19 protein-coding genes are annotated in these 20456 nt (G+C 37.6%); 6 read left to right on the top strand and 13 right to left on the bottom strand.

Annotated elements, in window-relative coordinates:
- Positions 1-5: 5 nt before the first annotated feature.
- The 7 genes from mntR to ACIQZG_RS17685 all read right to left on the bottom strand — a co-directional run bounded on the left by mntR (position 6) and on the right by ACIQZG_RS17685 (position 7623).
- Complete coding sequence (gene mntR / locus ACIQZG_RS17655; RefSeq protein ID WP_402756779.1) at positions 6-419, bottom strand: transcriptional regulator MntR; 414 nt, start codon at positions 417-419, stop codon at positions 6-8.
- 119 nt (positions 420-538) lie between these two features.
- Positions 539-838 (bottom strand): late competence development ComFB family protein, encoded by a 300-nt coding sequence (locus ACIQZG_RS17660; protein WP_402756780.1) that lies wholly within the window; start codon positions 836-838, stop codon positions 539-541.
- Between the two features lie 453 nt (positions 839-1291).
- Positions 1292-3415, bottom strand: coding sequence for a heavy metal translocating P-type ATPase (locus ACIQZG_RS17665; RefSeq protein ID WP_402756781.1), 2124 nt, complete (start codon positions 3413-3415; stop codon positions 1292-1294).
- Positions 3399-3767 carry an ArsR/SmtB family transcription factor gene (locus ACIQZG_RS17670; protein WP_402756782.1) on the bottom strand — a complete coding sequence of 123 codons (369 nt, stop codon included), beginning with the start codon at positions 3765-3767 and terminating at the stop codon, positions 3399-3401. The genes ACIQZG_RS17665 and ACIQZG_RS17670 overlap by 17 nt, the downstream gene beginning before the upstream one ends.
- Positions 3768-3961: 194 nt before the next feature.
- Positions 3962-6334 (bottom strand): penicillin acylase family protein, encoded by a 2373-nt coding sequence (locus tag ACIQZG_RS17675; RefSeq protein WP_402756804.1) that lies wholly within the window; start codon positions 6332-6334, stop codon positions 3962-3964.
- A 139-nt stretch (positions 6335-6473) separates the two neighbouring features.
- Positions 6474-6755 carry a hypothetical protein gene (locus ACIQZG_RS17680; RefSeq protein WP_402756783.1) on the bottom strand — a complete coding sequence of 94 codons (282 nt, stop codon included), beginning with the start codon at positions 6753-6755 and terminating at the stop codon, positions 6474-6476.
- 91 nt (positions 6756-6846) lie between these two features.
- The gene (locus ACIQZG_RS17685) at positions 6847-7623 is read right to left on the bottom strand and encodes a MerR family transcriptional regulator (RefSeq protein WP_402756784.1); all 777 of its coding nucleotides are present in this window, start codon (positions 7621-7623) and stop codon (positions 6847-6849) included.
- A gap of 262 nt (positions 7624-7885) precedes the next feature.
- Here ACIQZG_RS17685 and ACIQZG_RS17690 point away from each other — a divergent pair, with 262 nt between their 5' ends.
- The 4 genes from ACIQZG_RS17690 (at position 7886) to ACIQZG_RS17705 (ending at position 12483) form a co-directional block, all read left to right on the top strand.
- On the top strand, positions 7886-8569 hold the full coding sequence (locus ACIQZG_RS17690; RefSeq protein WP_402756785.1) for a response regulator transcription factor: 684 nt from the start codon (positions 7886-7888) through the stop codon (positions 8567-8569).
- A 4-nt stretch (positions 8570-8573) separates the two neighbouring features.
- Positions 8574-9566, top strand: coding sequence for a sensor histidine kinase (locus ACIQZG_RS17695; RefSeq protein ID WP_402756786.1), 993 nt, complete (start codon positions 8574-8576; stop codon positions 9564-9566).
- Between the two features lie 219 nt (positions 9567-9785).
- Positions 9786-10547 (top strand): ABC transporter ATP-binding protein, encoded by a 762-nt coding sequence (locus ACIQZG_RS17700; RefSeq protein ID WP_402756787.1) that lies wholly within the window; start codon positions 9786-9788, stop codon positions 10545-10547.
- Positions 10537-12483 (top strand): FtsX-like permease family protein, encoded by a 1947-nt coding sequence (locus tag ACIQZG_RS17705; RefSeq protein ID WP_402756788.1) that lies wholly within the window; start codon positions 10537-10539, stop codon positions 12481-12483. Before ACIQZG_RS17700 ends, ACIQZG_RS17705 begins: the two co-directional genes overlap by 11 nt.
- Before the next feature lie 60 nt (positions 12484-12543).
- On the opposite strand, the gene ACIQZG_RS17710 is transcribed toward ACIQZG_RS17705, so the two are convergent.
- The 3 genes from ACIQZG_RS17710 to ACIQZG_RS17720 all read right to left on the bottom strand — a co-directional run bounded on the left by ACIQZG_RS17710 (position 12544) and on the right by ACIQZG_RS17720 (position 14664).
- A complete protein-coding gene (locus tag ACIQZG_RS17710) occupies positions 12544-13296 on the bottom strand; it encodes an exodeoxyribonuclease III (protein WP_402756789.1) in 753 nt (250 codons plus the stop codon).
- Between the two features lie 56 nt (positions 13297-13352).
- Positions 13353-14273, bottom strand: coding sequence for a UDP-N-acetylmuramate dehydrogenase (gene murB, locus ACIQZG_RS17715; protein ID WP_402756790.1), 921 nt, complete (start codon positions 14271-14273; stop codon positions 13353-13355).
- Between the two features lie 85 nt (positions 14274-14358).
- Entirely contained in the window at positions 14359-14664 is a 306-nt protein-coding gene (locus ACIQZG_RS17720; protein ID WP_402756791.1) for a winged helix-turn-helix transcriptional regulator, read from the bottom strand.
- 652 nt (positions 14665-15316) lie between these two features.
- On the opposite strand from ACIQZG_RS17720, the gene ACIQZG_RS17725 reads away from it, so the two are divergent.
- On the top strand, positions 15317-15844 hold the full coding sequence (locus tag ACIQZG_RS17725) for a YceI family protein (protein ID WP_402756792.1): 528 nt from the start codon (positions 15317-15319) through the stop codon (positions 15842-15844).
- A gap of 326 nt (positions 15845-16170) precedes the next feature.
- Here the strand turns inward: ACIQZG_RS17725 and ACIQZG_RS17730 are convergent, their stop codons facing one another.
- Both ACIQZG_RS17730 and ACIQZG_RS17735 read right to left on the bottom strand, forming a co-directional pair.
- Positions 16171-16797 carry an FMN-dependent NADH-azoreductase gene (locus tag ACIQZG_RS17730; protein ID WP_402756793.1) on the bottom strand — a complete coding sequence of 209 codons (627 nt, stop codon included), beginning with the start codon at positions 16795-16797 and terminating at the stop codon, positions 16171-16173.
- Between the two features lie 187 nt (positions 16798-16984).
- Positions 16985-17692: a DsbA family oxidoreductase gene (locus ACIQZG_RS17735; RefSeq protein ID WP_402756794.1), complete on the bottom strand. Its 708-nt coding sequence runs from the start codon at positions 17690-17692 to the stop codon at positions 16985-16987.
- Positions 17693-17819: 127 nt separating this feature from the next.
- Here ACIQZG_RS17735 and ACIQZG_RS17740 point away from each other — a divergent pair, with 127 nt between their 5' ends.
- A complete protein-coding gene (locus tag ACIQZG_RS17740; RefSeq protein WP_402756795.1) occupies positions 17820-19208 on the top strand; it encodes an FAD-dependent oxidoreductase in 1389 nt (462 codons plus the stop codon).
- 66 nt (positions 19209-19274) lie between these two features.
- Here ACIQZG_RS17740 and ACIQZG_RS17745 read toward each other — a convergent pair whose 3' ends face one another.
- The gene (locus ACIQZG_RS17745; protein WP_402756796.1) at positions 19275-20201 is read right to left on the bottom strand and encodes a manganese-dependent inorganic pyrophosphatase; all 927 of its coding nucleotides are present in this window, start codon (positions 20199-20201) and stop codon (positions 19275-19277) included.
- Positions 20202-20456 lie beyond the last annotated feature (255 nt).

A 20456-nucleotide genomic window follows, 5' to 3' on the forward strand; every position in this document is an offset into this window, starting at 1 on the left:
ACGTGTTAGGCCTGAGATCTTGATGCCTCTAATTTTTTTGTAATATCAGGATTTTCCTCCATTACTTGCACAAGATCCGCAATCCGATCAATAGAATTCCAGCTCAAATGATGTTCAATACCTTCTACATCATCATAAATACGTTCTTCATCTACACCAATGATTCTTAAAAATTGCTCAAGAAGTTCATGTCGTTGAACAAGTCGCTTCCCCAGCTTTTGACCTTTAGGGGTTAATGTTAAACCACGATACTTCTCATAAACTAAATAGCCATCTTTATCTAATTTTTGAACCATTTTCGTAACAGAAGAAGGAAGAACAGATAATGCTTCCGCAATGTCAGACACACGTGCATACCCCTTATTAGAGATTAATAAATATATTTGTTCGATGTGGTCTTCCATACTTGGTGTTGGCATACCGTATTCCCTCTCTTTCCTATCTTTACTCTTTAGTTTACTACAATGATGCAATAAAAGTTAACTGAAAATACATTCATGTGCCTTAATCCTCAAGATTGACATAAAAAGAGCCGACTTCATAGCGAAGTGGGCTCTACTTTATGTCGAGGATACTTACTCACTGCATGCAGTGCATGAATGATCTCTTTATTAATCAGCTCTATATTTTCGGGTACATTCATCATTTTAAACGCTTCATCTCGTGATTCTAGCGATGTAACATACTTACTAGGCAAAGCATTTAACGTAAGTGCAACTGTGTCATATTCACAAGTTTGGCATTTACAAAATGTTTGATATTCCGGACCTCTTAATAGAAAGCTTACTAAACCACGCACAATTTCTTCTGTAACGTTTACTAAAATAGGTTCTGACATATTCAAAACTCGCCTCGTTTATAATTTTTGTTACATTGTTCCTAGATATATCATAGCGCTAAATAACGATTTTATCAAGAATTGCTAGTAACACTTACGCATAAAAAAATTAGCAATAAAGTTATCAATGGCACTAAAAACCTCGAACGTTTCCCGATATTTTTAACTAGCATTATCGAGGAATAGTCTTATTTTTTTGTAAACTTATGGGTGATTATTTAAGATATAATTCCTCTACTATCTAAACACACCAATTTATTACGTTAAGGTAATTCCATTGTAAAAAGACTGATTTCACGACATTCTATTTAATTAATCCCTTTGAATGAGGATTAGAACAATCGCATCTTCATTTATTCAAATTAGAATATTGTAGCAAAAGGTACTTACAGCATCTGAACGATACAAAAAGAAGCTAACACGCTAATATTTTAAGCGTGCCAGCTTTCTTTTTTACTTGTTATGATTTCGAATCAATCGTAATGAATTAAATACTACCAATAATGTAGCGCCCATATCTGCAAATATTGCAATCCATAGTGTTAGCCAGCCTGGAATCACTAGTAACAGAGCAATCAATTTCAATGCGAGGGCAAAGGTAATATTTTCTTTAATGATACGTAATGTTTTTCTACTTAATCCAATTGTATATGGTAACTTCGCTAAATCATCGCCCATCAAAGCAATATCAGCTGTTTCTAATGCTGCATCCGTACCTGCACCGCCCATGGCGATACCCACATTGGCAGATGCTAAGGCTGGCGCATCATTCACGCCATCTCCGACCATTGCGACGGCTCCGTATTTCGTGCGTAATTCTTTAATTGCCGTTAGTTTTTCAGCTGGCAGTAACCCTGCTCTTACATCACTCATAGCTAGAGAAGTGGCAATGGCATGTGCAGTTGGTTTAGCATCACCTGTTAGCATAACAGTATGCTTTACTTTTAATGTACTTAGCTTTTGCAGTACGATTTTGCTTTCCTCACGTAATTGGTCAGCAATTCCGATTATGCCGATTAACTGATTGTCACTAACAGCCGCGACAACTGTTTTACCCTGTGATTGCAATTGATTTGCTTGCTCTTTTGTCATTTCATCCACAGTCGTTAAAGTGGCAATCCATTTTAAACTACCGACAGACACTTTTTGCCCGTCTACCGTTGCATAAGCGCCTTTACCTGTTACAGATTGGAAATCAGTCGGTACAAGCTCCGTTAAGCCTTTTTCATGTAATGTCGTTAAAATTGCTTTTGCTAGTGGATGTTGAGATTGTTTTTCGACCGCTGCTACTAACTGTAGTACAGTCTCTTCAGTCATATTATTATACGTGATAATGTCCGTTACTTCTGGTTTCCCTTTTGTTAACGTACCCGTTTTATCGAAAGCAACCGCTTCAATATGACCTAACTGTTCTAAATGAATACCACCTTTAATAAGTACACCCTGTCTTGCAGCATTCCCAATAGCTGTCACAATAGCAACTGGCGTTGATACAACCAGCGCACAAGGACAACCGACAACGAGTACCGCTAAACCTTGGTAAATCCAATGCTGCCAATCTCCCATAAATAACGGTGGAATCACAGCAACTAGTAATGCCACAATCATAATCGCAGGTGTATAGTATTTTGCAAAACGATCTACAAATTGCTGAGACGGTGCCTTTTCAGCCTGCGCTTCTTCTACTAAATGAATAATTTTCGCAATTGTTGTATCCTCTACACGCTTCGTGACACGTACTTCGAGTGCACCTTCCTCATTCAACGTACCCGCAAATACTTCATCACCTGTCGCTTTGTTAACAGGAATCGATTCACCTGTAATTGCTGCTTGATTGACCGCGGATAGTCCACTCAATACAATACCGTCCATCGCAATTTTTTGTCCTGGCTTTACAATCAAAATATCGCCGATTTCAATTTGCTCCGTTGGCAGTTCCATCTCATGAAAATGCTCACCATGTGCACGTTTAATAAGGGCTGTTGGTGGTGCAATATCCATCAATTGACGAATTGACTGTCGTGCTTTATCCATTGAATACGCTTCAAGTGCCTCACTCACTGCAAATAAAAATACGACAACTGCCGCTTCTTCCCATTCACCAATAATGGCAGCACCAATGATCGCGATGGTCATTAGTGTTTTCATATCAAACTCAAAGCGTAGTAAATTTTTGAAACCCGTTTTAAAGATGCCAATACCACCGACGATGATTGCTATGATAAACGTCGCAATAGCCAACATATCTCCCTCTCCACGCATAGAGGCTAACGCATATCCAAGTACAACAAAAATCAGTGAAACACCCGCTAAAATATTTTCTGTTTTTTTATAAAATGGCGTGGATTTTTCTATCGTCCTTTTCGGTGATTGCGAAACTTTAATGCCATCGAATGCACCCGCTTCTTCAATTTGATTGACACTAACTTCCCCAACAATTGTTATTTTAGATGCCCCAAAATTCACTTGTGCCTCTTTCACTTTAGGAATCGCTTTTACATTTTTCTCAAATTTCGCTGCACAACTAGCACAGGATAAATTTTGTAATCGGTATTCTTGTTTAGATGGTGTCGTCATGTACAATCCCTTCCTTCGCATGTTCATAAGCAATCGTTACAATTTGATAGACATGTGCATCTGCTAAGGAATAATACATTTGCTTTCCTTGTCGATGCGATTTCGCAAGATTATTTTCTTTTAAATAACGTAAATGATGTGATGCCGTCGCTACTGACGAACCGATAATTGTCGCAACATCACATACACATAATTCATCTTCTAGCGTTAGCGCATATGCTATTTTTAATCTTGTTTCGTCCGACAGTGCCTTTAAAAACTTTGCTACACCCGACAAGTCCGGCATTTGTTGTTGCACCTTTGTGACTGCAGCTTCGTTTACATGCGAAACTTCACATAATTCTTTCTTCATCTTCTCACCTCATTCAAATGTTAGTTTGATTGTTTTCAATATAGCATAGTACTTTACCATATTCAAACAACGGTTTGAATGATACGGCTATTTATCGTTTTTTTATGAATTTTTCTCAAAAAATAAAAGCACCTCAATTGTTTGGTTGTATCAAACAATTGAGGTGCCTTCTAACTGGTACGTGCTTGTTTATTTTATTGTGCTTTTAATTGCACTGTATCACCTTTAATAGCCTCTTTTTTCACAAAGGTTTCATGGAAGTCACCATTGGCCCAATCCATTACTTGATCTTGATACCAATCAGACTTCACATGCCCGCTTTGTCCTGGTCCGACAATATGATATGCCGAGCTTAAATCACTGACATCCGCAACGAAGCGCCAGGAAGCACCGTGGTCGACATTGCCATCCTTATCATCTTCAGCTGCCTGCACAGTCACCTTCGATCCACCAATCGGCACTTTTTTCGCATTAAAATACTTTGCTAGAATAGGAGATGCACTTCCTAATGTATGATCGAATGTTAGCTGATGGAAATTTCCCCACTGCCATTTCGATACTTTGTCACCAAAACGCTCTTCAATAAGCGCCACAGAGCGTTCTAATGCTTTGTACACTGCAGCATCTACGCCCCCCTGCTCTTCGATCCAAGCGCTTTTTTCACCACTATATACTTTTCGCAGTAATTGGTCTGTAATATTGTATTTGCCTGACATAAACTTATACATATCCTCAGGCATGGCATCTTTAAATAGAACTTCTTGCAGTTGCTCCATGACCATATGGAACACAAGAGGTGCTCCAGATTCTTTGGCATCTACCATATCCCATTCTTCTAATAAAGTAATAACTTCCTTATATTTACCGTCACTATCTTTTTCCTTCATCGATGATAATAAATCCGGTAAAAATTCACGTGCATATAAATTATGCTGATCCATTTGTAAATTCATCATATCTTCTGCGGTAAGTGAATCATTGGCTTCTAATACTTCCTTAATACGCTCATAGCGATAAGGCTGTGCCCAAGAATTTGTAATATGATAAGGGTATTCTTCACCAATGATTTCATTATTAGCTGTCGCTATAAAGCCTTCCTTCGGATTCACTACTTTTGGTAGTTCATCCCATGGAATAAAGCCTTCCCAACCATATTCACTTGAATCGCCAGGCACAGGTAATTGTCCGTCTCCCTGCTTACGAATCGGAATTTGACCATTCGCTTTATAGGCAATCGTACCATCCGTTGATGTAAAGACAAAATTTTGTGCTGGCGCCTTAAAGTCTTCTAATGCCAACTCAAATTCATCCCATGATTTTGCTTTATTAAAGCCTAATATTGCGCGCAGCTCTGCTGTTGATTGGAGCGCAGTCCACTGCATTGAAAACTGTGCTGAAGGTTCTGTCTCCTTAAACGCTAAATCTGTCATAATAGGTCCATGACGTGTCACAACCACTTCGAAGTCGACAGTTTCTCCGCCCTTTACCTTGATCGACTCATCACGTACTTCTGCTTGCTCCCACTCTCCATCATAGCGGAATTGCGTTGGATTATCTGGGTTTGGCGTTTCAATATATAAATCCTGAACATCCGGACCCACATTTGTTACTCCCCAAGCAATCTCATCGTTATGCCCTAAAATAATACCTGGGATCCCTGCAAAAATAACACCACTGACATTTTGTTCAGGTGATTGCAAATGCATTTGATACCAAATAGACGGTGTCCCTAACCCTAAATGTGGATCATCTGCTAATAATGGTGCACCTGATTTTGTTTTATCGCCTGATACGACCCAGTTATTACTACCATTAAATTCATTTGGCAACAAGTCTGCATCAAATTGACCTGCCACCGCTACGGGCTTCTCTATATTTGCCTCGATAATAGATGATGCATTTTCAGGATACGTTATAAATAATTCCTTTGCTTTATCCTTACTAAAATTTTGCAAAGCCCAATGACGGAAAGCAAGCTTATCCCAGTTGCCACCTAGATCATACGCCATGTATTTACCAATGGTAAGTGAATCTACAACAGCCCAATCCTCAGGCTCATAACCTAGTAATGTAAATTCATAGCTTAACTTGTTATCTGCCTTTGCCTGAGCAATAAAGGCATTAACCCCCTCGGCAAACCACTCAAGTACTTGTTTACTTTCCGTATCATATGCTTCTAATGATTTTTCTGCTGCATCGCGTAAGCTAAATGTACGGAAATGCTTATCCGTATCTACCGTTGCCTCTCCAATAACTTCTGAGAGTCGACCGCTTGCCTGTCTTCGAGCTAAATCCATTTGGAACAGACGATCTTGTGCTTGTACATAACCTTGTGCACGGTACAAATCAGCATCCGTCTCCGCAAATATATGCGGCACACCCTTTTCATCTCTTGTCACCGTAACATCTTGTTCGAGCACATCTACAGCAAGTTCTCCCTCAATGACTGGCTTTGATTTATTCATAAACCAGGTAAAACCGATAAAGACTACAACCAGTACAACTGCTAAAAAGCCAACAACACCAAGGAGCCACTTTTTCCACTTTCCTTTTCTCACTTCATACACCCCGCTTACTTTCGACAAAATTCTTATTTTTTAGTAAATCCTTTTCAAAAAAATGGACTACTCAACTTAAAATACGCTATTTTCATTATAAAAATCAATGAAATACAGAAAATTCAAATTTCAATATTTATATAGACCATTATTTCAATAATCCCCTTCGATATTGACCAGACTCATCTTGAAATCCCTTAGATTCCAACCAGGTAAAATTATTTATTAACGTAATAGAACCATAGCCTTCAAATGGGGTATCTCCCTTTGGAATGATTGCACTTACTTCTACTAAACTATTGGGAACATCACAAGATTGTTTAAAATCAAAATTGTAATCCTCTAAATTTGTTGGAGCAGAACAGTCTACAACCACTACAACAAATAATACAAGCAACATAAACGAAACGACCCACACTATTTTATCCACAAGAATAGTCCCCACCTCTTAATGTCCAACAAAATAATAAGTGCTATTTTTAAGGAGAAGTATACACGCGCGCTTCACCTTGATTGACAACTCATTTCTCACTTTGCTCAATTTGTATCACTGGCAATAATAAATCCAAATCTGTAAAGTCTTCTCCGCGATACCACTCTAAAATTGAGCGTGTTGGAATCCATTTATGTTCGACGGCGTAGTGTAGTAATTTATGATAGCCTTCTTTTAATTTAGTTGGATGCTCTTTAAATGGTAATGCTAAACATATACATGGAGGCATATATTCCACGAAGTCAACTTCTAATAAATCACTCGTTTTAACATCCAATGGTACACCAAAACCAATTTGCGCTTTTATTAAATCTAATCCTGATAAATAATTTAAATAATAACTTTTAATCCGTATATTTAACTTCTTTAATTCATCAGATCTTTTCACAAAATGCTCTCCAAATTTACCTGTTCTGGATTCCGCGACAAACCAAATAATCTTTTCCTCACTTTTATCTATTAAATAAATTTGATCACGAATAGAATCACTTTCTAAATAGCGTAAGCTGACATCCAAAAGATCTCGCCTCTTTTTTATATCTTGAATCCACTCCTCCTTCATTTTTTGGCGAACTGTATCGTCATTCTCATTCAAATAAGTTTGTATCTCATTAATCGATACTTCAGCTACACGTAAAGTTGCTATTAGTTTCACCGTCTCTACTTGATGATCAGCATAAACTCGATAACCATTCGCGCTTCTCTCAATTGGTAGAAGTAGATTCTTCGACTCATAAAACCTTAATGTACTTTTGGAAACGCCTGTCCTTTCAGAAAAATCTTGTATCGTCATGAATTTATTCAAACTTCCAACACCCCCAAATACAATGTTAAACCTTCAACCAACTTGAAGGTCAAGATAAATATGGTTTATCACCATAAATTAGGAAGCGTCCTTCTGGGCCTCCAATAAACCTCTTCAATCTCATGTGAAATACACCTGTACTTGTCCCTAAACAAGTTTTTCTGAATACAGATAAATGGACTTTTCAGAGACCTCCTAGCGCATGCTGTCTTTTTTCGATACAATTTAAGATAGAAAACTATAAATAAGAGTGGTGTTTGGAATGTTCAAGGTTCTGTTAATAGAGGATGATGCTAGCTTATTTAAAGAGGTTAAAGATAGGTTGAGTCAATGGTCTTACGATGTATATGGGATTTCTAATTTCAGTGAGGTGCAAGAGGAGTTTACCGCGATACAACCTGATTTAGTGCTCATTGATATTCAGCTTCCTAAGTTTGACGGGTTCCATTGGTGCCGTGTTATTCGAACACAGTCGAAAGTGCCGATTCTATTTTTGTCATCACGTGATCATCCAACGGACATGGTGATGTCGATGCAATTGGGTGCGGATGATTACGTGCAAAAGCCGTTCCATTTTGATGTGTTAATTGCGAAAATTCAAGCAGTGCTGCGACGTGTTTATAATTACAGCGCGGAGCCTATAGAGCTAAACCGATGGAATGGTGCGACCGTAGACTTTGAACGAAATACTATATCTAATGAAGCTGGGTCGATTGAACTGACGAAAAATGAGATTTTTATCTTAAAGTGCTTGTTGGAGAAAAAGAATAAGATTGTCCGTCGTGACGAACTTATTAATAGCTTATGGGATGACCAACGATTTGTTAGTGATAATACATTGACGGTCAATTTGAACCGTTTACGAAAAAAATTAGATGAGCTTGAGTTGGGGCATTTCATCGTCACGAAGGTCGGTCAAGGCTATCTAGCGATGGGCGAGGATTAAAGCGATGGTTAGAAAATTCTTACTAGAACGTATTAGCTGGATCCTATTATTTTTGTTTCTTCAATTACTTGTTCTCTCTATATCTTTTGTCGACACGACCATCCCGTTAGAGTCAATGTTCTATATTGTGTTTTTGTCACTGCTCGTTTTTGTAATCTTTTTGACTGTCCGTTTTAGCAAAGAAACCAAATTCTATAGAAGCTTAGATAAACGTAGCAACGACTTGGATTTGAATAGTTTGCCAATACCTAATAGTCCGTTTGAACACATTGTAGAGCAAAGCATGACTACTCAAACCGAGAAGTTGAAGCAACAAGCCACATATAATCGCCTATTGCTCGAGCAGGAAAAGGATGAGTTGTTAGCTTGGATTCATGAAGTGAAAACGCCATTGACTGCTATGCATTTAATGCTCGAGCGAATGAAAGACGAGGAACTCAAAGTACTTATGACTTATGAATGGCTACGTATACACCTACTTCTCGATCAACAGCTCCATCAAAGACGGATTCCATTCATGGAGAATGATATATATATCGAAGAAATGGATTTAGAGGACATTCTTTTTCAAGAAATTAAAACACTACAATCATGGTGCATTCAAAAAGGGATTGGCTTTGATATCGACTTAGCTGTCGCAACTGTGGTGAGCGATGCGAAATGGCTTGCCTTTATCTTACGCCAGCTACTAACTAATGCCGTGAAATATAGCGATGCATCCGATATACACGTCCGAAGCGAGAAACAAGATGAACAAGTGATTCTTGTTATAGAAGATTCAGGACGCGGAATTGATGCCAAGGATTTACCACGTATTTTTGACAAAGGATTTACTTCTACGACCGTACACCATGACAATGCTGCTACTGGAATGGGTCTCTATTTAACAAAGAATGTGGCACAGTCTTTGCTCATTCAGATTACAGTCCAATCACAACTGGGGAAAGGAACCAACTTTACACTCACCTTTCCTAAACGAAATGATTTTGTGATATAAGCAACCCGTAGTTTCTCGAGGTTATCTTCTAGTATTGCATGTATAAAAAACGCTGAACGTCAATGTTCAGCGTTTTATTATGCATACAAGGAGTGACAAGAATGTCACATGATTTTACGGTTTTGTTCGGTGAATCGAAGGAAAATTACACCACCCCCTTTTATAATGAACTAGAACTTAACATTTATTAGCGTTATCAAATATCAAGGAGTGATTAACATGACGATTTTAAAAGCGACCAAAATTCACAAAAGCTACGGCAACAAATTCAATAAGCAAGAGGTGTTAAAAGGAATCGACCTAAGTATCGAAAAAGGTGAGTTTGTTGGCATTATGGGAGCATCTGGCTCAGGTAAAACGACTTTACTCAATGTGCTTTCTTCTATTGATAAAGTCAGCATGGGTACCATTCATATTAATGAGACTGAAATGACGAGCATGAAGGAAAAGCAGCTAGCAACGTTTCGCAAGCAGCAATTAGGATTCATCTTCCAAGATTACAATTTGCTAGACACGTTAACAGTGAAAGAGAACATTTTACTACCACTGTCGATCCAAAAGGTTCCGAAAAAAGTAGCAGATCATAAGTTTCAAACTTTAGCGAAAGAGCTAGGTATTCATGAATTAAAGGACAAATACCCAAATGAAATTTCAGGGGGGCAAAAGCAGCGTACTTCTGCCGCAAGAGCATTCATTCATGAGCCTAGCATCATTTTTGCAGATGAGCCTACTGGAGCACTCGATTCGAAAGCCGCGTCGGATTTATTAAATAAGTTGAGTGATCTAAACGCGCGTCGAGAATCTACCATTGTCATGGTCACTCATGATCCAGTGGCAGCGAGTTATTGTAGTCGTGTAATTTTCATAAAAGACGGACAAATTTATACGCAACTGAACAAAGGTCAGGAGGAGCGACAAACTTTCTTCCAAGGCATCATGAAAACGCAAGAAGTATTGAGCGGGGTGCATCATGAGCATTAATCAACTCATCTTCAGAAATCTGAAAAAGAACTTTAAAAACTACTATTTGTACGTTTTTGCATTAGTATTTAGTGCGGCATTGTACTTTGCTTTTGTAACATTACAATATGATCCATCGATGGATGCAGCCAAGGGATCTGTTAAGGGAGCTGCTGCGTTTAAAACAGCCTCTGTCTTACTTGTAGCAATTGTAGGTATTTTCCTTCTATTCGCAAATAAAATATTCATTAAACGCCGTAGTAAGGAAATTGGATTGTTCCAGCTGATTGGGATGACAAAAAACCAAATTTTCCGCATTTTAAGCGTCGAAAACTTTATTCTTTACTTCAGTTCATTATTCATCGGAACGTTTGTAGGCTTTGCCGTTTCAAAATTTTTCTTGATGATATTGTTTAAATTAACGGGAGTAGCCAGTATTTCGGAGCTTCACTTTTCATCTAAAGCATTGATTCAGACACTCATTGTTTTTAGTATTATCTATGTACTCATTTTACTGACGAACTATATCTTTATAAAAAGCCAAAGCATTCTTTCGTTATTTAAAGCTGTTTCAAAAACGGAAGAAAGAGTGAAAAGAATCTCAATTTCAGAAATACTTATCGGGGTATTAGGCATCACATTAATTGTATCAGGTTACTATGTCTCGCAACAATTATTTAGTGGTGATTTTGTCACAATAAACGAATTATTCGGGGCTATGATCTTTATTCTCGCGGCAGTCATTATCGGTACGTATTTATTTTATAAAGGGTCTGTACGCTTCGTCGCAAATATCATTCGTAAGAAAAAAGGCGGCTACTTAAACATTAAAGAAGTATTATCACTATCGTCTATTATGTTCCGTATGAAGTCCAATGCTCTATTATTGACGATTATCACTACGGTGTCAGCACTCGCAATTGGGTTATTGTCACTGAGTTACATTTCTTACTATTCCGCTGAAAAAATGGCGGAAAGCACCGTACCGAATCATTTCACCTTTGGTAATGAGCAGGAAGTAGAAACATTTACAAAGGCATTAGCTGAAAAGAATATTGCCTATAGTCAAAAAAATATTGATGTCGTGCTAATCAAAGCCAATATCTCAAACATTTTAGAAGATGTTGCATTGCCAGAGATGGTTGAATCCGAAAGTGCATTATTGCCTATTGTTAGCGAGAAGGATGTGGAAGGCACGAACCTTGCGGATGGCGAGGTATTATTTTCAGGTGCTAGTGACATCATACAAAAATTTATGCCCATGAAAGATTCCGGGAAGATTGAATTATTAGGTTCCACACTCAAATATGAACAGTACTTTATCGGATTAGACAAGAAGCCTATTCTTTCATGGCAGTTTACCGCTGGAGGAATCCCGACTGCCATTGTTAAAGACCGAGTTTTTGAAGCATTAAAAAAGGATCTCGATCCATCTATTCAAAAAGATTTGTCAACTTACATCGGCATTGATGTAAATAGCAAAGAACAAATGGAGCAAGCGAACGATGTTTTCATCCAGCTTGGGTTACATGAAAATCGATTGTCAGCTTCTCAACTCATCTCCATTTCAAACCAAAAATCAATGATGGGACTGACAATGTTCATTGTTGGCTTTCTAGGTCTAGCATTCCTTATCACTTCTGGTTGTATTCTATACTTTAAACAAATGGATGAATGTGAAGATGAGAAAGATAGCTATACGATTTTAAGAAAGCTTGGCTACACACAAAGTGATTTACTACAAGGGATCAAGATTAAACAACTTTTCAATTTTGGTATTCCACTAGTTGTTGGCCTTTCACATAGCTACTTTGCTGTTCAATCTGGTTGGTTCCTCTTTGGTACTGAAGTTTGGGCACCCATGTTCATCGTTATGGCTGTTTACACATGCTTGTACTCTATTTTTGGTGTGTTGTCTGTTTTATATTATAAAAAGGTCATCCGAGAGGCACTATAATGTTATATAGCGATACTTACGCGAGCAATTCTCGCCTAAGTATCACTATTTTTTTATCCGTTACGACAACTGTAATTCAATCGGGCAATGATCGCTCCCCATTATATGTGGATGAATTGTTGCTGTCGTGATTCGCTCCTTAATACGCTCCGATACAATGAAATAATCGATGCGCCAGCCGATATTACGCTCTCTCACTTTATTCATGTACGACCACCAAGTGAAATGATCTGTTTCATCTGGATGCTTGTAACGGAAGGAATCTACAAAACCAACTGCCAATAGCTCCGTCATTTTAGCGCGTTCTTCATATGTAAATCCTGAATTACCAATATTAGATTTTGCATTTTTTAGATCTATTTCCATATGTGCAACATTTAAATCGCCACAGTAAATAACAGGTTTCTTCGCATCTAGCTCCTTTAAATAAAGCGCTAAACGATCTTCCCATGCTAATCTAAGCGGCAGCCTCGCTAAATCACGCTGGGCATTTGGCGTATAAACATTGACTAAATAGAAGTCCGCATATTCAAGCGTAATAATTCGTCCTTCTTCCTGCGATTCATCTTCACCTACGCCGTAGTGTACAGATAGAGGTGTATGTTTCGTAAAAATCGCTGTCCCAGAATACCCCTTCTTCTCTGCATAATTCCAATACTGCTCGTACCCCTCCAGTTCTAGCTCAACTTGTCCAGCCTGACATTTTGACTCTTGAATGCAGAAAAAATCTGCATCAATGTCATGAAAAAAATCCAGAAACCCTTTTTTTAAGCAAGCACGAATTCCATTAACATTCCATGAGATAAACTTCATTATCCTACACTCCTAAAAAGCGCCCCTCGCAGCTAGCGAAGAGCGCTCAAAATTCTCTATTCGTTTAATTCATCACCGACGATTTTCACTTCAGTTTCTAAATCGACGCCGAATTTTTCTTTTACTACTCGCTGTACCATACGAATTGTTTCGATATAGTCAGTTGCAGTGGCATTTCCTTTATTAATGATAAAGCCCGCATGCTTGGTTGATACCTCTGCATCACCGACACCTTGCCCTTGCAAGCCACTATCTTGAATGAGCTTACCAGCAAAATGACCCGGTGGACGTTTAAATACACTGCCTGCCGATGGATATTCTAGCGGTTGTTTCGATTCTCGTTGATACGTTAAATCAGCAATTTTTGCATCAATTTCTTCTTTCACACCTTTTGCTAATTGGAATTCGGAAGATAATACGTAATAACCCTTTTTAGCGATAATACTTTGACGGTAACCAAGCTCAAGCTCTTCTTTTGTTAGCGTTAGGATTTCTCCTTCTTTTGTTATTACTTTAGAAGAAATGATAATATCCTTAATTTCTCCGCCGTAAGCGCCAGCGTTCATCGCCATCGCACCGCCAATTGAACCAGGTATACCACATGCAAATTCAAACCCTGTTAAAGATGCTTCTGCTGCTAATTTAGATACATCTTTAATAAGTGCACCACTTTGTGCATAAACGTGATCTCCGTTTATACGAATTTCATCTAAATGTGTAAATGTCACTACGATGCCGCGTAAACCGCCATCACGTACCACCATATTGGAACCATTACCTAACATTAATAATGGAATATTATTTGTATATGCGTAGCGAATAACCGCTGCCGCTTCCTGCTCAGTTTCAGGTAAGATAAATAAATCTGCCTTACCACCCAATTTTGTCATTGTATATATTTGTAACGATTCATCTAACTTGATGTTGGCTGGATTAATGCTTCTCGCTAAATCCGCAGCCCATTGTTCTTTTGTCATAGAGCTAATTCCTTTCTAAAGTCCTTTTTACTCTACACTAGTATGGATTTAGAACATCATTTTGACAAGTAAAATGAAGTGGGTTTTATAACCAATCTGCAGCCCAGGATTCAATATTGCGAATGGCACCTTCCAGCGATTGCCCTTTGTCGGTTAAAGAATATTCTACACGCACTGGTACTTCAGTATAAACTTTGCGTTCAACGATCCCTTCCTTTTCGAGCTCTTTTAGACGCTCTGATAATAAACGTCCGCTTACTGGTAGTGAAGATTCGATTTCATTAAAACGTTGTGGACCGTCTAATAACTGATATAATATTAGCCCAGTCCAGCGTTTACCTATCAAATCCATTGCTTTTGCTAGACGAGGACATAAACCTGTCTCATTCATATATTTCACCTCTTATGTATTCTATTGTAACGATTTCTATGGTGAAAGTAAATTTATAGTAACTTATTTACTTTTTTATACCTAATTATTAAAAGTAATTAAAATTCTAGTGACTCTTTAAATGTCCTCAGAAATTATCACATTTTATATACTCGAAGACTTTCAACCATCCCCTGCATACGTTTAATTTCTAATCCTAGTAATTCAAACTGCATTCTACTATTATAGCCAGAAGAAATCGAACCTATTCTTCCACTACTGAATGGATAAGCAGGCTACTTCTGGCGTATTGTAGCTTTAAATAATCGTCTGTGAAAATTTTTTCAGATGCAATGTTAGACAAATTTTTTTTCAAAATAATAAGTAAAAAAACGACTTACTTTTATATAGATGCACTGAGCTTTATTATTATGACAAACTTCAAAAGTAATACGATTTCTCATTAATGCTCAATTAAATTTCGTCGCTTCATTAATATTGACCTCAACATTAATGAAATCATTTTCCAAGCACCTTTTTTTAATAATAATTACAAAAATTCACAAATTTAACTCTAATTCACCGTATAATTCATTTCTTTCATTAAAACTCATTGAATCAGTGAATTATTTAATTTATGATTCGTGTAAGATAATGTTTTAGGGGGGATTCGATGAAGAAATATGCGATTGATTTTAGTCACTCAACGATTGGTTTTTCGGTACGACATATGATGGTATCACGAATTTACGGGACATTTGAGTCATATAGCGCTACATTAGCTGTAACAAATATTGAAGACATGTTAGATGCACAAATTTCGTTTTCAATTGCTGTAGCAAGTATCTCAACGAAAAACTTTGATCGCGATGTACATCTCGTATCACCAGATTTTTTTGATGCCGATCTTTATCCTAAAATTTCGTTCGCCTCAACTAAGATTGAAAAAATTAAAGATAACTTATTCGCTTTACATGGCGATTTAACGATTAAGGATACCACAAAGCCTGTTGTTTTTAATACTACATACACTGGTAGCGCCATTAACACCTGGGGACAAGAGGTGCATGGATTCCAAGCAGAAACACAAATTGATCGACGTGCCTTTAAATTAGTTTACAATACATTACTTGAAACTGGTGGTGTATTAATAAGTGATGAAATCGATATCAACGTCGATCTTGAAATAAACCCTATTTAAATCTGCTGCTAACTATTTTTTATAGTTAGCTTTTTTCATTGTTATAAATTATACAATTGACCTGAGTAAGCTTAAAGAATGGTCAAACATAACGGCTCACCTGGATTAACAGTACTTGCTAAAGTAGTCACAAATCGAACGCGTACAAGTCGAGTGCCCGAGAATATGGTCAACTGGCTGAAAATATTTTTGGTCTACCAACATTCTAAGAGACACATTTCCAAACATTTAAACGAAAAAAAGGAGAGCTACGATTAGTTTCGCTCTCTCCGCTTTTAAATGAAAGGTCCTTAAATTTTAAAGAACCTTTTATTTAAACAATATTCTTATGCAGTTACTGCTTGTAAAGATTGCGCAGCCTTTTTCACGTTTTCTAAACCAGCAGCGATAATTTCTTGCGCTTGATCTGGAGCAGCGTTGTGACCTTCGATTATAACTTCATCAATTTTTTGCATACCATAAACGCCACCGATTACAGTGTTGATATAGTTTACGCTCATTTCCATTGGTGCTGTTTCTGGAGTTGAGTAAATACCACCACGAGCAGAAAGTACAATGTATTTTTTGTCAGTCATTAAGCTTACTAAGTTGCCGTTTTCATCATATTTGAATGAATAACCTGCAGCATAAGTATAGTCAATGAAAGATTGTAATGCAGCTGGAATTGTTAAGTTCCAAAGTGGGAATGCAAATACTACTACGTCAGCAGCTGATAATGCGTCAGTTGCTTTTTGTTTTGCAGCTAAGATGCGAGATTCGATTTCAGATAGTTCTTCACCGTTTTGTAATTTACCAAAAGCGTTGAAAAGATCTTGGCCGAAGTAAGGCATATCTTCAGCGAATACGTCGAAAGTTGTTACGTTAACACCTTGTAAGTTTTCCATGAAAGTTTCATACATTTTTGTTGAGATACCATCTGGGCGGTTGTTTGCTTTTACTACTAATACGTTCATTTTATATAATCTCCCTTAGTTTACGAGTTTTCGATATCTCGAATTCAAGATATATTAGTATCTTAAGAAAAAAATAACTAAAAGTCAATGCAAGTAACCTCAGACTTTTGACCGAATTACGTTGTGTAATTACTTTTGCGCAATAAAAAACCCCAAATCTTATTGTAGATTTGAGGCTTTAGAAGATTTAAAATTCACAATGATCATCTGTACAATAGCTAGTAGTAGCCGACCCTTGCATCTTTAATCCAGGTTGTAAACCTTCTTCTTCTGCTACTTGAAGTAACGTGTTTTCAAACACTTCTTGAGGTTGTGCACCAGAAATTCCATACTTTTGATTGATCACGAAGAATGGTACGCCACGAACACCAAGTTGTAAGCCTTCTTGAATATCCGCTTCTACTTCTTCTGCATAAACATCACTCGCTAATACTTTAGCTGCGTCTTCTCGGTTTAAGCCAACTTGCTTGGCGATTGCTAGTAATACTTCATCCTGTCCAATACGACTCGCCTCGATGAAATAGCCATGTAATAATGCTTCTACAAGTGGCGATGCATCCCCTTGTTTCTCTGCCCATTTTACAAGACGATGTGCTTTTAATGTGTTTTCCACCATTGAATCTTCAAAGTTATAATCAAGTCCGACTTCTTTTGCACGTGCCGCTACGCCTAATGTCATTTCCTTTGCCTTCTCAATAGACATTCCATATTTTCCAGCTAACTCTTCATAAACTGACTTATTTGAATCAGTTGGCGTATTTGGATCTAACTGATAGCTTTTATAGACTAGCTCCACTTGACCTGTAAAGCCCGTATCTTGAATTGCTTTTTCTAATTGTTTTTTACCAATGTAACAAAACGGACAGACGTAATCTGACCAAATTTCAATTTTCATAGATGAACACACTCCCTTTCACCCATTGTATAGACCCCCACCATTATGAAGCAATTTATATGCTTACTTGCATAATTTTTCAAATTGTCTTCCATACTTAAAAGTAAAAACCTGTGGAGGCATATGTATGACACAATCACTTTGGCTTGCGACTACCGATTCAATTTCTTTACCGACCCTTAGTACATCAATCAAGTGCGACGTTTGTATTATTGGAGGGGGGCTATCTGGATTATATACAGCCTATACACTAGCAAATGCCGGGGTGGATGTTGTACTACTCGAGGCAAATTCGCATGTTAGCCATGGTACTACAGGTCATTCAACAGGAAAATTGACCGCTCAGCACGGTATCATCTACTCTAAACTAATGGAAAAGCTACCTCTTAGCGATGTTCAACTTTACTACCAACTCAATCAGCAAGCCATTGACAAAGCTTTGCATCTACTACCACCGACAGCTGTTCGTAAAGTAGATTCTGTACTTTATAGCCAAACAGATTTAGGAAATTCAGATTTATTAGATGAATGGAGTGCATATAATGGCCTGAAAATAGACGGAAAACTGACCACCGATATTGAACTGCCATTCACTATAAAAAAAGCGTTACTCATGCCACATCAAGCCCAAATTAACCCTGTTGAAGTTGCCAATATACTCGCAAAAAAAGCGCAAGCGGCAGGTGCGAAACTTTACACAAGTACACGCGTACAAAAACTCTTACTTAATCAAGATGAAGTGCAGACGCAAAATGACGTGAGTGTCCAATACAAACGACTAATCTTATGTACACATTACCCAATAGAAGCGATTAAAGGATTGCAGCTGTTAAAACTCTCAAATAGTAGATCTTATATTGTTGCTAGTAAAATTACCGATACATTACGTGCTCAATATTTATCCGTAGACTTCCCTTCTAGATCTGTTCGTACAACGACGATTAATGACGAAAATTACTTGCTAATAGCAGGTGCCAATCATATTGCTGGGCAATTAACAGACACAATGCCTTTTTATGTTGCATTACAGAAAGATTTAAAGGAACAATTTGACCAACATCCTCCACTCTATGAATGGTCTGCTCAAGATGTTGAAACGCCCGACATGCTTCCGTACGTTGGAAACATTTCAAAATCTGTTCCAAACGTCTTTATGGCAACAGGCTATCGAAAATGGGGCATTTCAAACTCATTTGTTGCGGGAGATTTGCTCTGTTCACTTATTACAGGAAAAAAAGTAGATGCTGGAGCAGAGGCACTTTATTCACCTTCACATACTAAATTCGGTGCCTCATTTATGCAAATGCTTAAGGTCGGTGGTTTTGTATCGAAGGAATTAGTGACCGGCTATATAAAGCATAAAAAAGCACCAAAATGTACACATTTGGGCTGCAAAACAAAATGGAATAAAGCTGATAAAACATGGGATTGTCCGTGTCACGGCTCTCGCTTCAATGCTAAAGGAGAAGTCATCGAAGGTCCTGCTGTCTACCCATTGAAGCTCGAGGAATCATAAACTTACATTTTATATTCAACAAAACAATAAAAAATCCGAAGACTCCTAGGAGCATTCGGATTTTTTTTATTTTAAGGCATCAGTTAATACTGGTACGATTTGTTTTTTACGAGATACAACACCTGGTAGTACAATACGTCCATTTACAATTTCAGCACCAAATGCTTTTGCTGATGCATCTGCAACTTGTCCAATTGCTACTGCCGTTGAATCATTGTTTAAAATATCTGTTACAACGAAGAAGAATAAATCTAAGCCATTTTCAGCAACACTTTTGTTTAAAAGATTTTCTAGTTCTTCTTGACGACCAAGTACGTCATTAACATCCACAGCGTTTACTTGAGCAACTACTGATTTATATTCACCAAATTGGAACTCTTTTGCATCTAAAGATAAAAGATCTTCTAATGACTTATCTGAAAGGTCAGCACCCGCTTTAAGCATTGCTAAACCGTACTCAGCAGTATCTACACCAGCGATCTCAGCAAGCTCTTCACCTGCTTTTACATCTTGCTCGGTGCAAGTTGGTGATTTAAATAATAATGTATCTGACACGATTGCAGAAAGCATTAAGCCTGCAATGTTTGCTGGCACTGCTATGCCGTTTTCTTTGAAAATTTTATTTAAAATTGTAGCTGTACATCCCACTGGTTCAGCACGGTAATACAATGGATCCGAAGTTTGGAAGTTCGCTACACGGTGGTGGTCGATTACTTCTGTAATTTGAACTTCCTCTATACCGTCAGCTGATTGTTGGAACTCGTTATGATCCACAAGAATCACTTGTGCTACTTCTCCAACTACTGAGCCGATTAAACGTGGTGCTTCAAAGCCGAATTTTTCGAGTGCAAATTTTGTTTCGTTGTTTACTTCACCAAGACGTACCGCTTCTGCTTCTACACCAAGTTGTTGTTTTAAATACGCATAGACAATTGCAGATGTAATCGTATCTGTATCTGGATTTTTATGTCCGAAAACTAAAACTTTATTCATTAGTATTATTCCTCCTAAATGGCAATTACATTTTCGTTTTTATTTTACCACACCTTACGAAAGAGCATGTCAGAATAAATTGTTAAACGACGAATCATTATTACTAATTTCGATTCAACAAATTTGGAACTTTAAAAGAATAAAAGGGCTTCATGTTGTATGTTATCTTTAAAATTTAAATACATACTTCTACTACCAATAGATACATAGATGTGTTTAAATATTCAAGTATACATAATTTTATGATATTATCAT

Source organism: Lysinibacillus sp. NPDC096418 (genome assembly GCF_044762775.1).
Lineage (GTDB): Bacteria > Bacillota > Bacilli > Bacillales_A > Planococcaceae > Lysinibacillus.

What these genes read in the sequence shown, in the direction of transcription:
- mntR (WP_402756779.1), bottom strand. Translation starts at nt 419, where the DNA reads ATGCCAACACCAAGTATGGAAGACCACATCGAACAAATATATTTATTA.
- ACIQZG_RS17660 (WP_402756780.1), bottom strand. Translation starts at nt 838, where the DNA reads ATGTCAGAACCTATTTTAGTAAACGTTACAGAAGAAATTGTGCGTGGT.
- ACIQZG_RS17665 (WP_402756781.1), bottom strand. Translation starts at nt 3,415, where the DNA reads ATGACGACACCATCTAAACAAGAATACCGATTACAAAATTTATCCTGT.
- ACIQZG_RS17670 (WP_402756782.1), bottom strand. Translation starts at nt 3,767, where the DNA reads ATGAAGAAAGAATTATGTGAAGTTTCGCATGTAAACGAAGCTGCAGTC.
- ACIQZG_RS17690 (WP_402756785.1), top strand. Translation starts at nt 7,886, where the DNA reads ATGTTCAAGGTTCTGTTAATAGAGGATGATGCTAGCTTATTTAAAGAG.
- ACIQZG_RS17695 (WP_402756786.1), top strand. Translation starts at nt 8,574, where the DNA reads ATGGTTAGAAAATTCTTACTAGAACGTATTAGCTGGATCCTATTATTT.
- ACIQZG_RS17700 (WP_402756787.1), top strand. Translation starts at nt 9,786, where the DNA reads ATGACGATTTTAAAAGCGACCAAAATTCACAAAAGCTACGGCAACAAA.
- ACIQZG_RS17705 (WP_402756788.1), top strand. Translation starts at nt 10,537, where the DNA reads ATGAGCATTAATCAACTCATCTTCAGAAATCTGAAAAAGAACTTTAAA.
- ACIQZG_RS17710 (WP_402756789.1), bottom strand. Translation starts at nt 13,296, where the DNA reads ATGAAGTTTATCTCATGGAATGTTAATGGAATTCGTGCTTGCTTAAAA.
- murB (WP_402756790.1), bottom strand. Translation starts at nt 14,273, where the DNA reads ATGACAAAAGAACAATGGGCTGCGGATTTAGCGAGAAGCATTAATCCA.
- ACIQZG_RS17720 (WP_402756791.1), bottom strand. Translation starts at nt 14,664, where the DNA reads ATGAATGAGACAGGTTTATGTCCTCGTCTAGCAAAAGCAATGGATTTG.
- ACIQZG_RS17725 (WP_402756792.1), top strand. Translation starts at nt 15,317, where the DNA reads ATGAAGAAATATGCGATTGATTTTAGTCACTCAACGATTGGTTTTTCG.
- ACIQZG_RS17730 (WP_402756793.1), bottom strand. Translation starts at nt 16,797, where the DNA reads ATGAACGTATTAGTAGTAAAAGCAAACAACCGCCCAGATGGTATCTCA.
- ACIQZG_RS17735 (WP_402756794.1), bottom strand. Translation starts at nt 17,692, where the DNA reads ATGAAAATTGAAATTTGGTCAGATTACGTCTGTCCGTTTTGTTACATT.
- ACIQZG_RS17740 (WP_402756795.1), top strand. Translation starts at nt 17,820, where the DNA reads ATGACACAATCACTTTGGCTTGCGACTACCGATTCAATTTCTTTACCG.
- ACIQZG_RS17745 (WP_402756796.1), bottom strand. Translation starts at nt 20,201, where the DNA reads ATGAATAAAGTTTTAGTTTTCGGACATAAAAATCCAGATACAGATACG.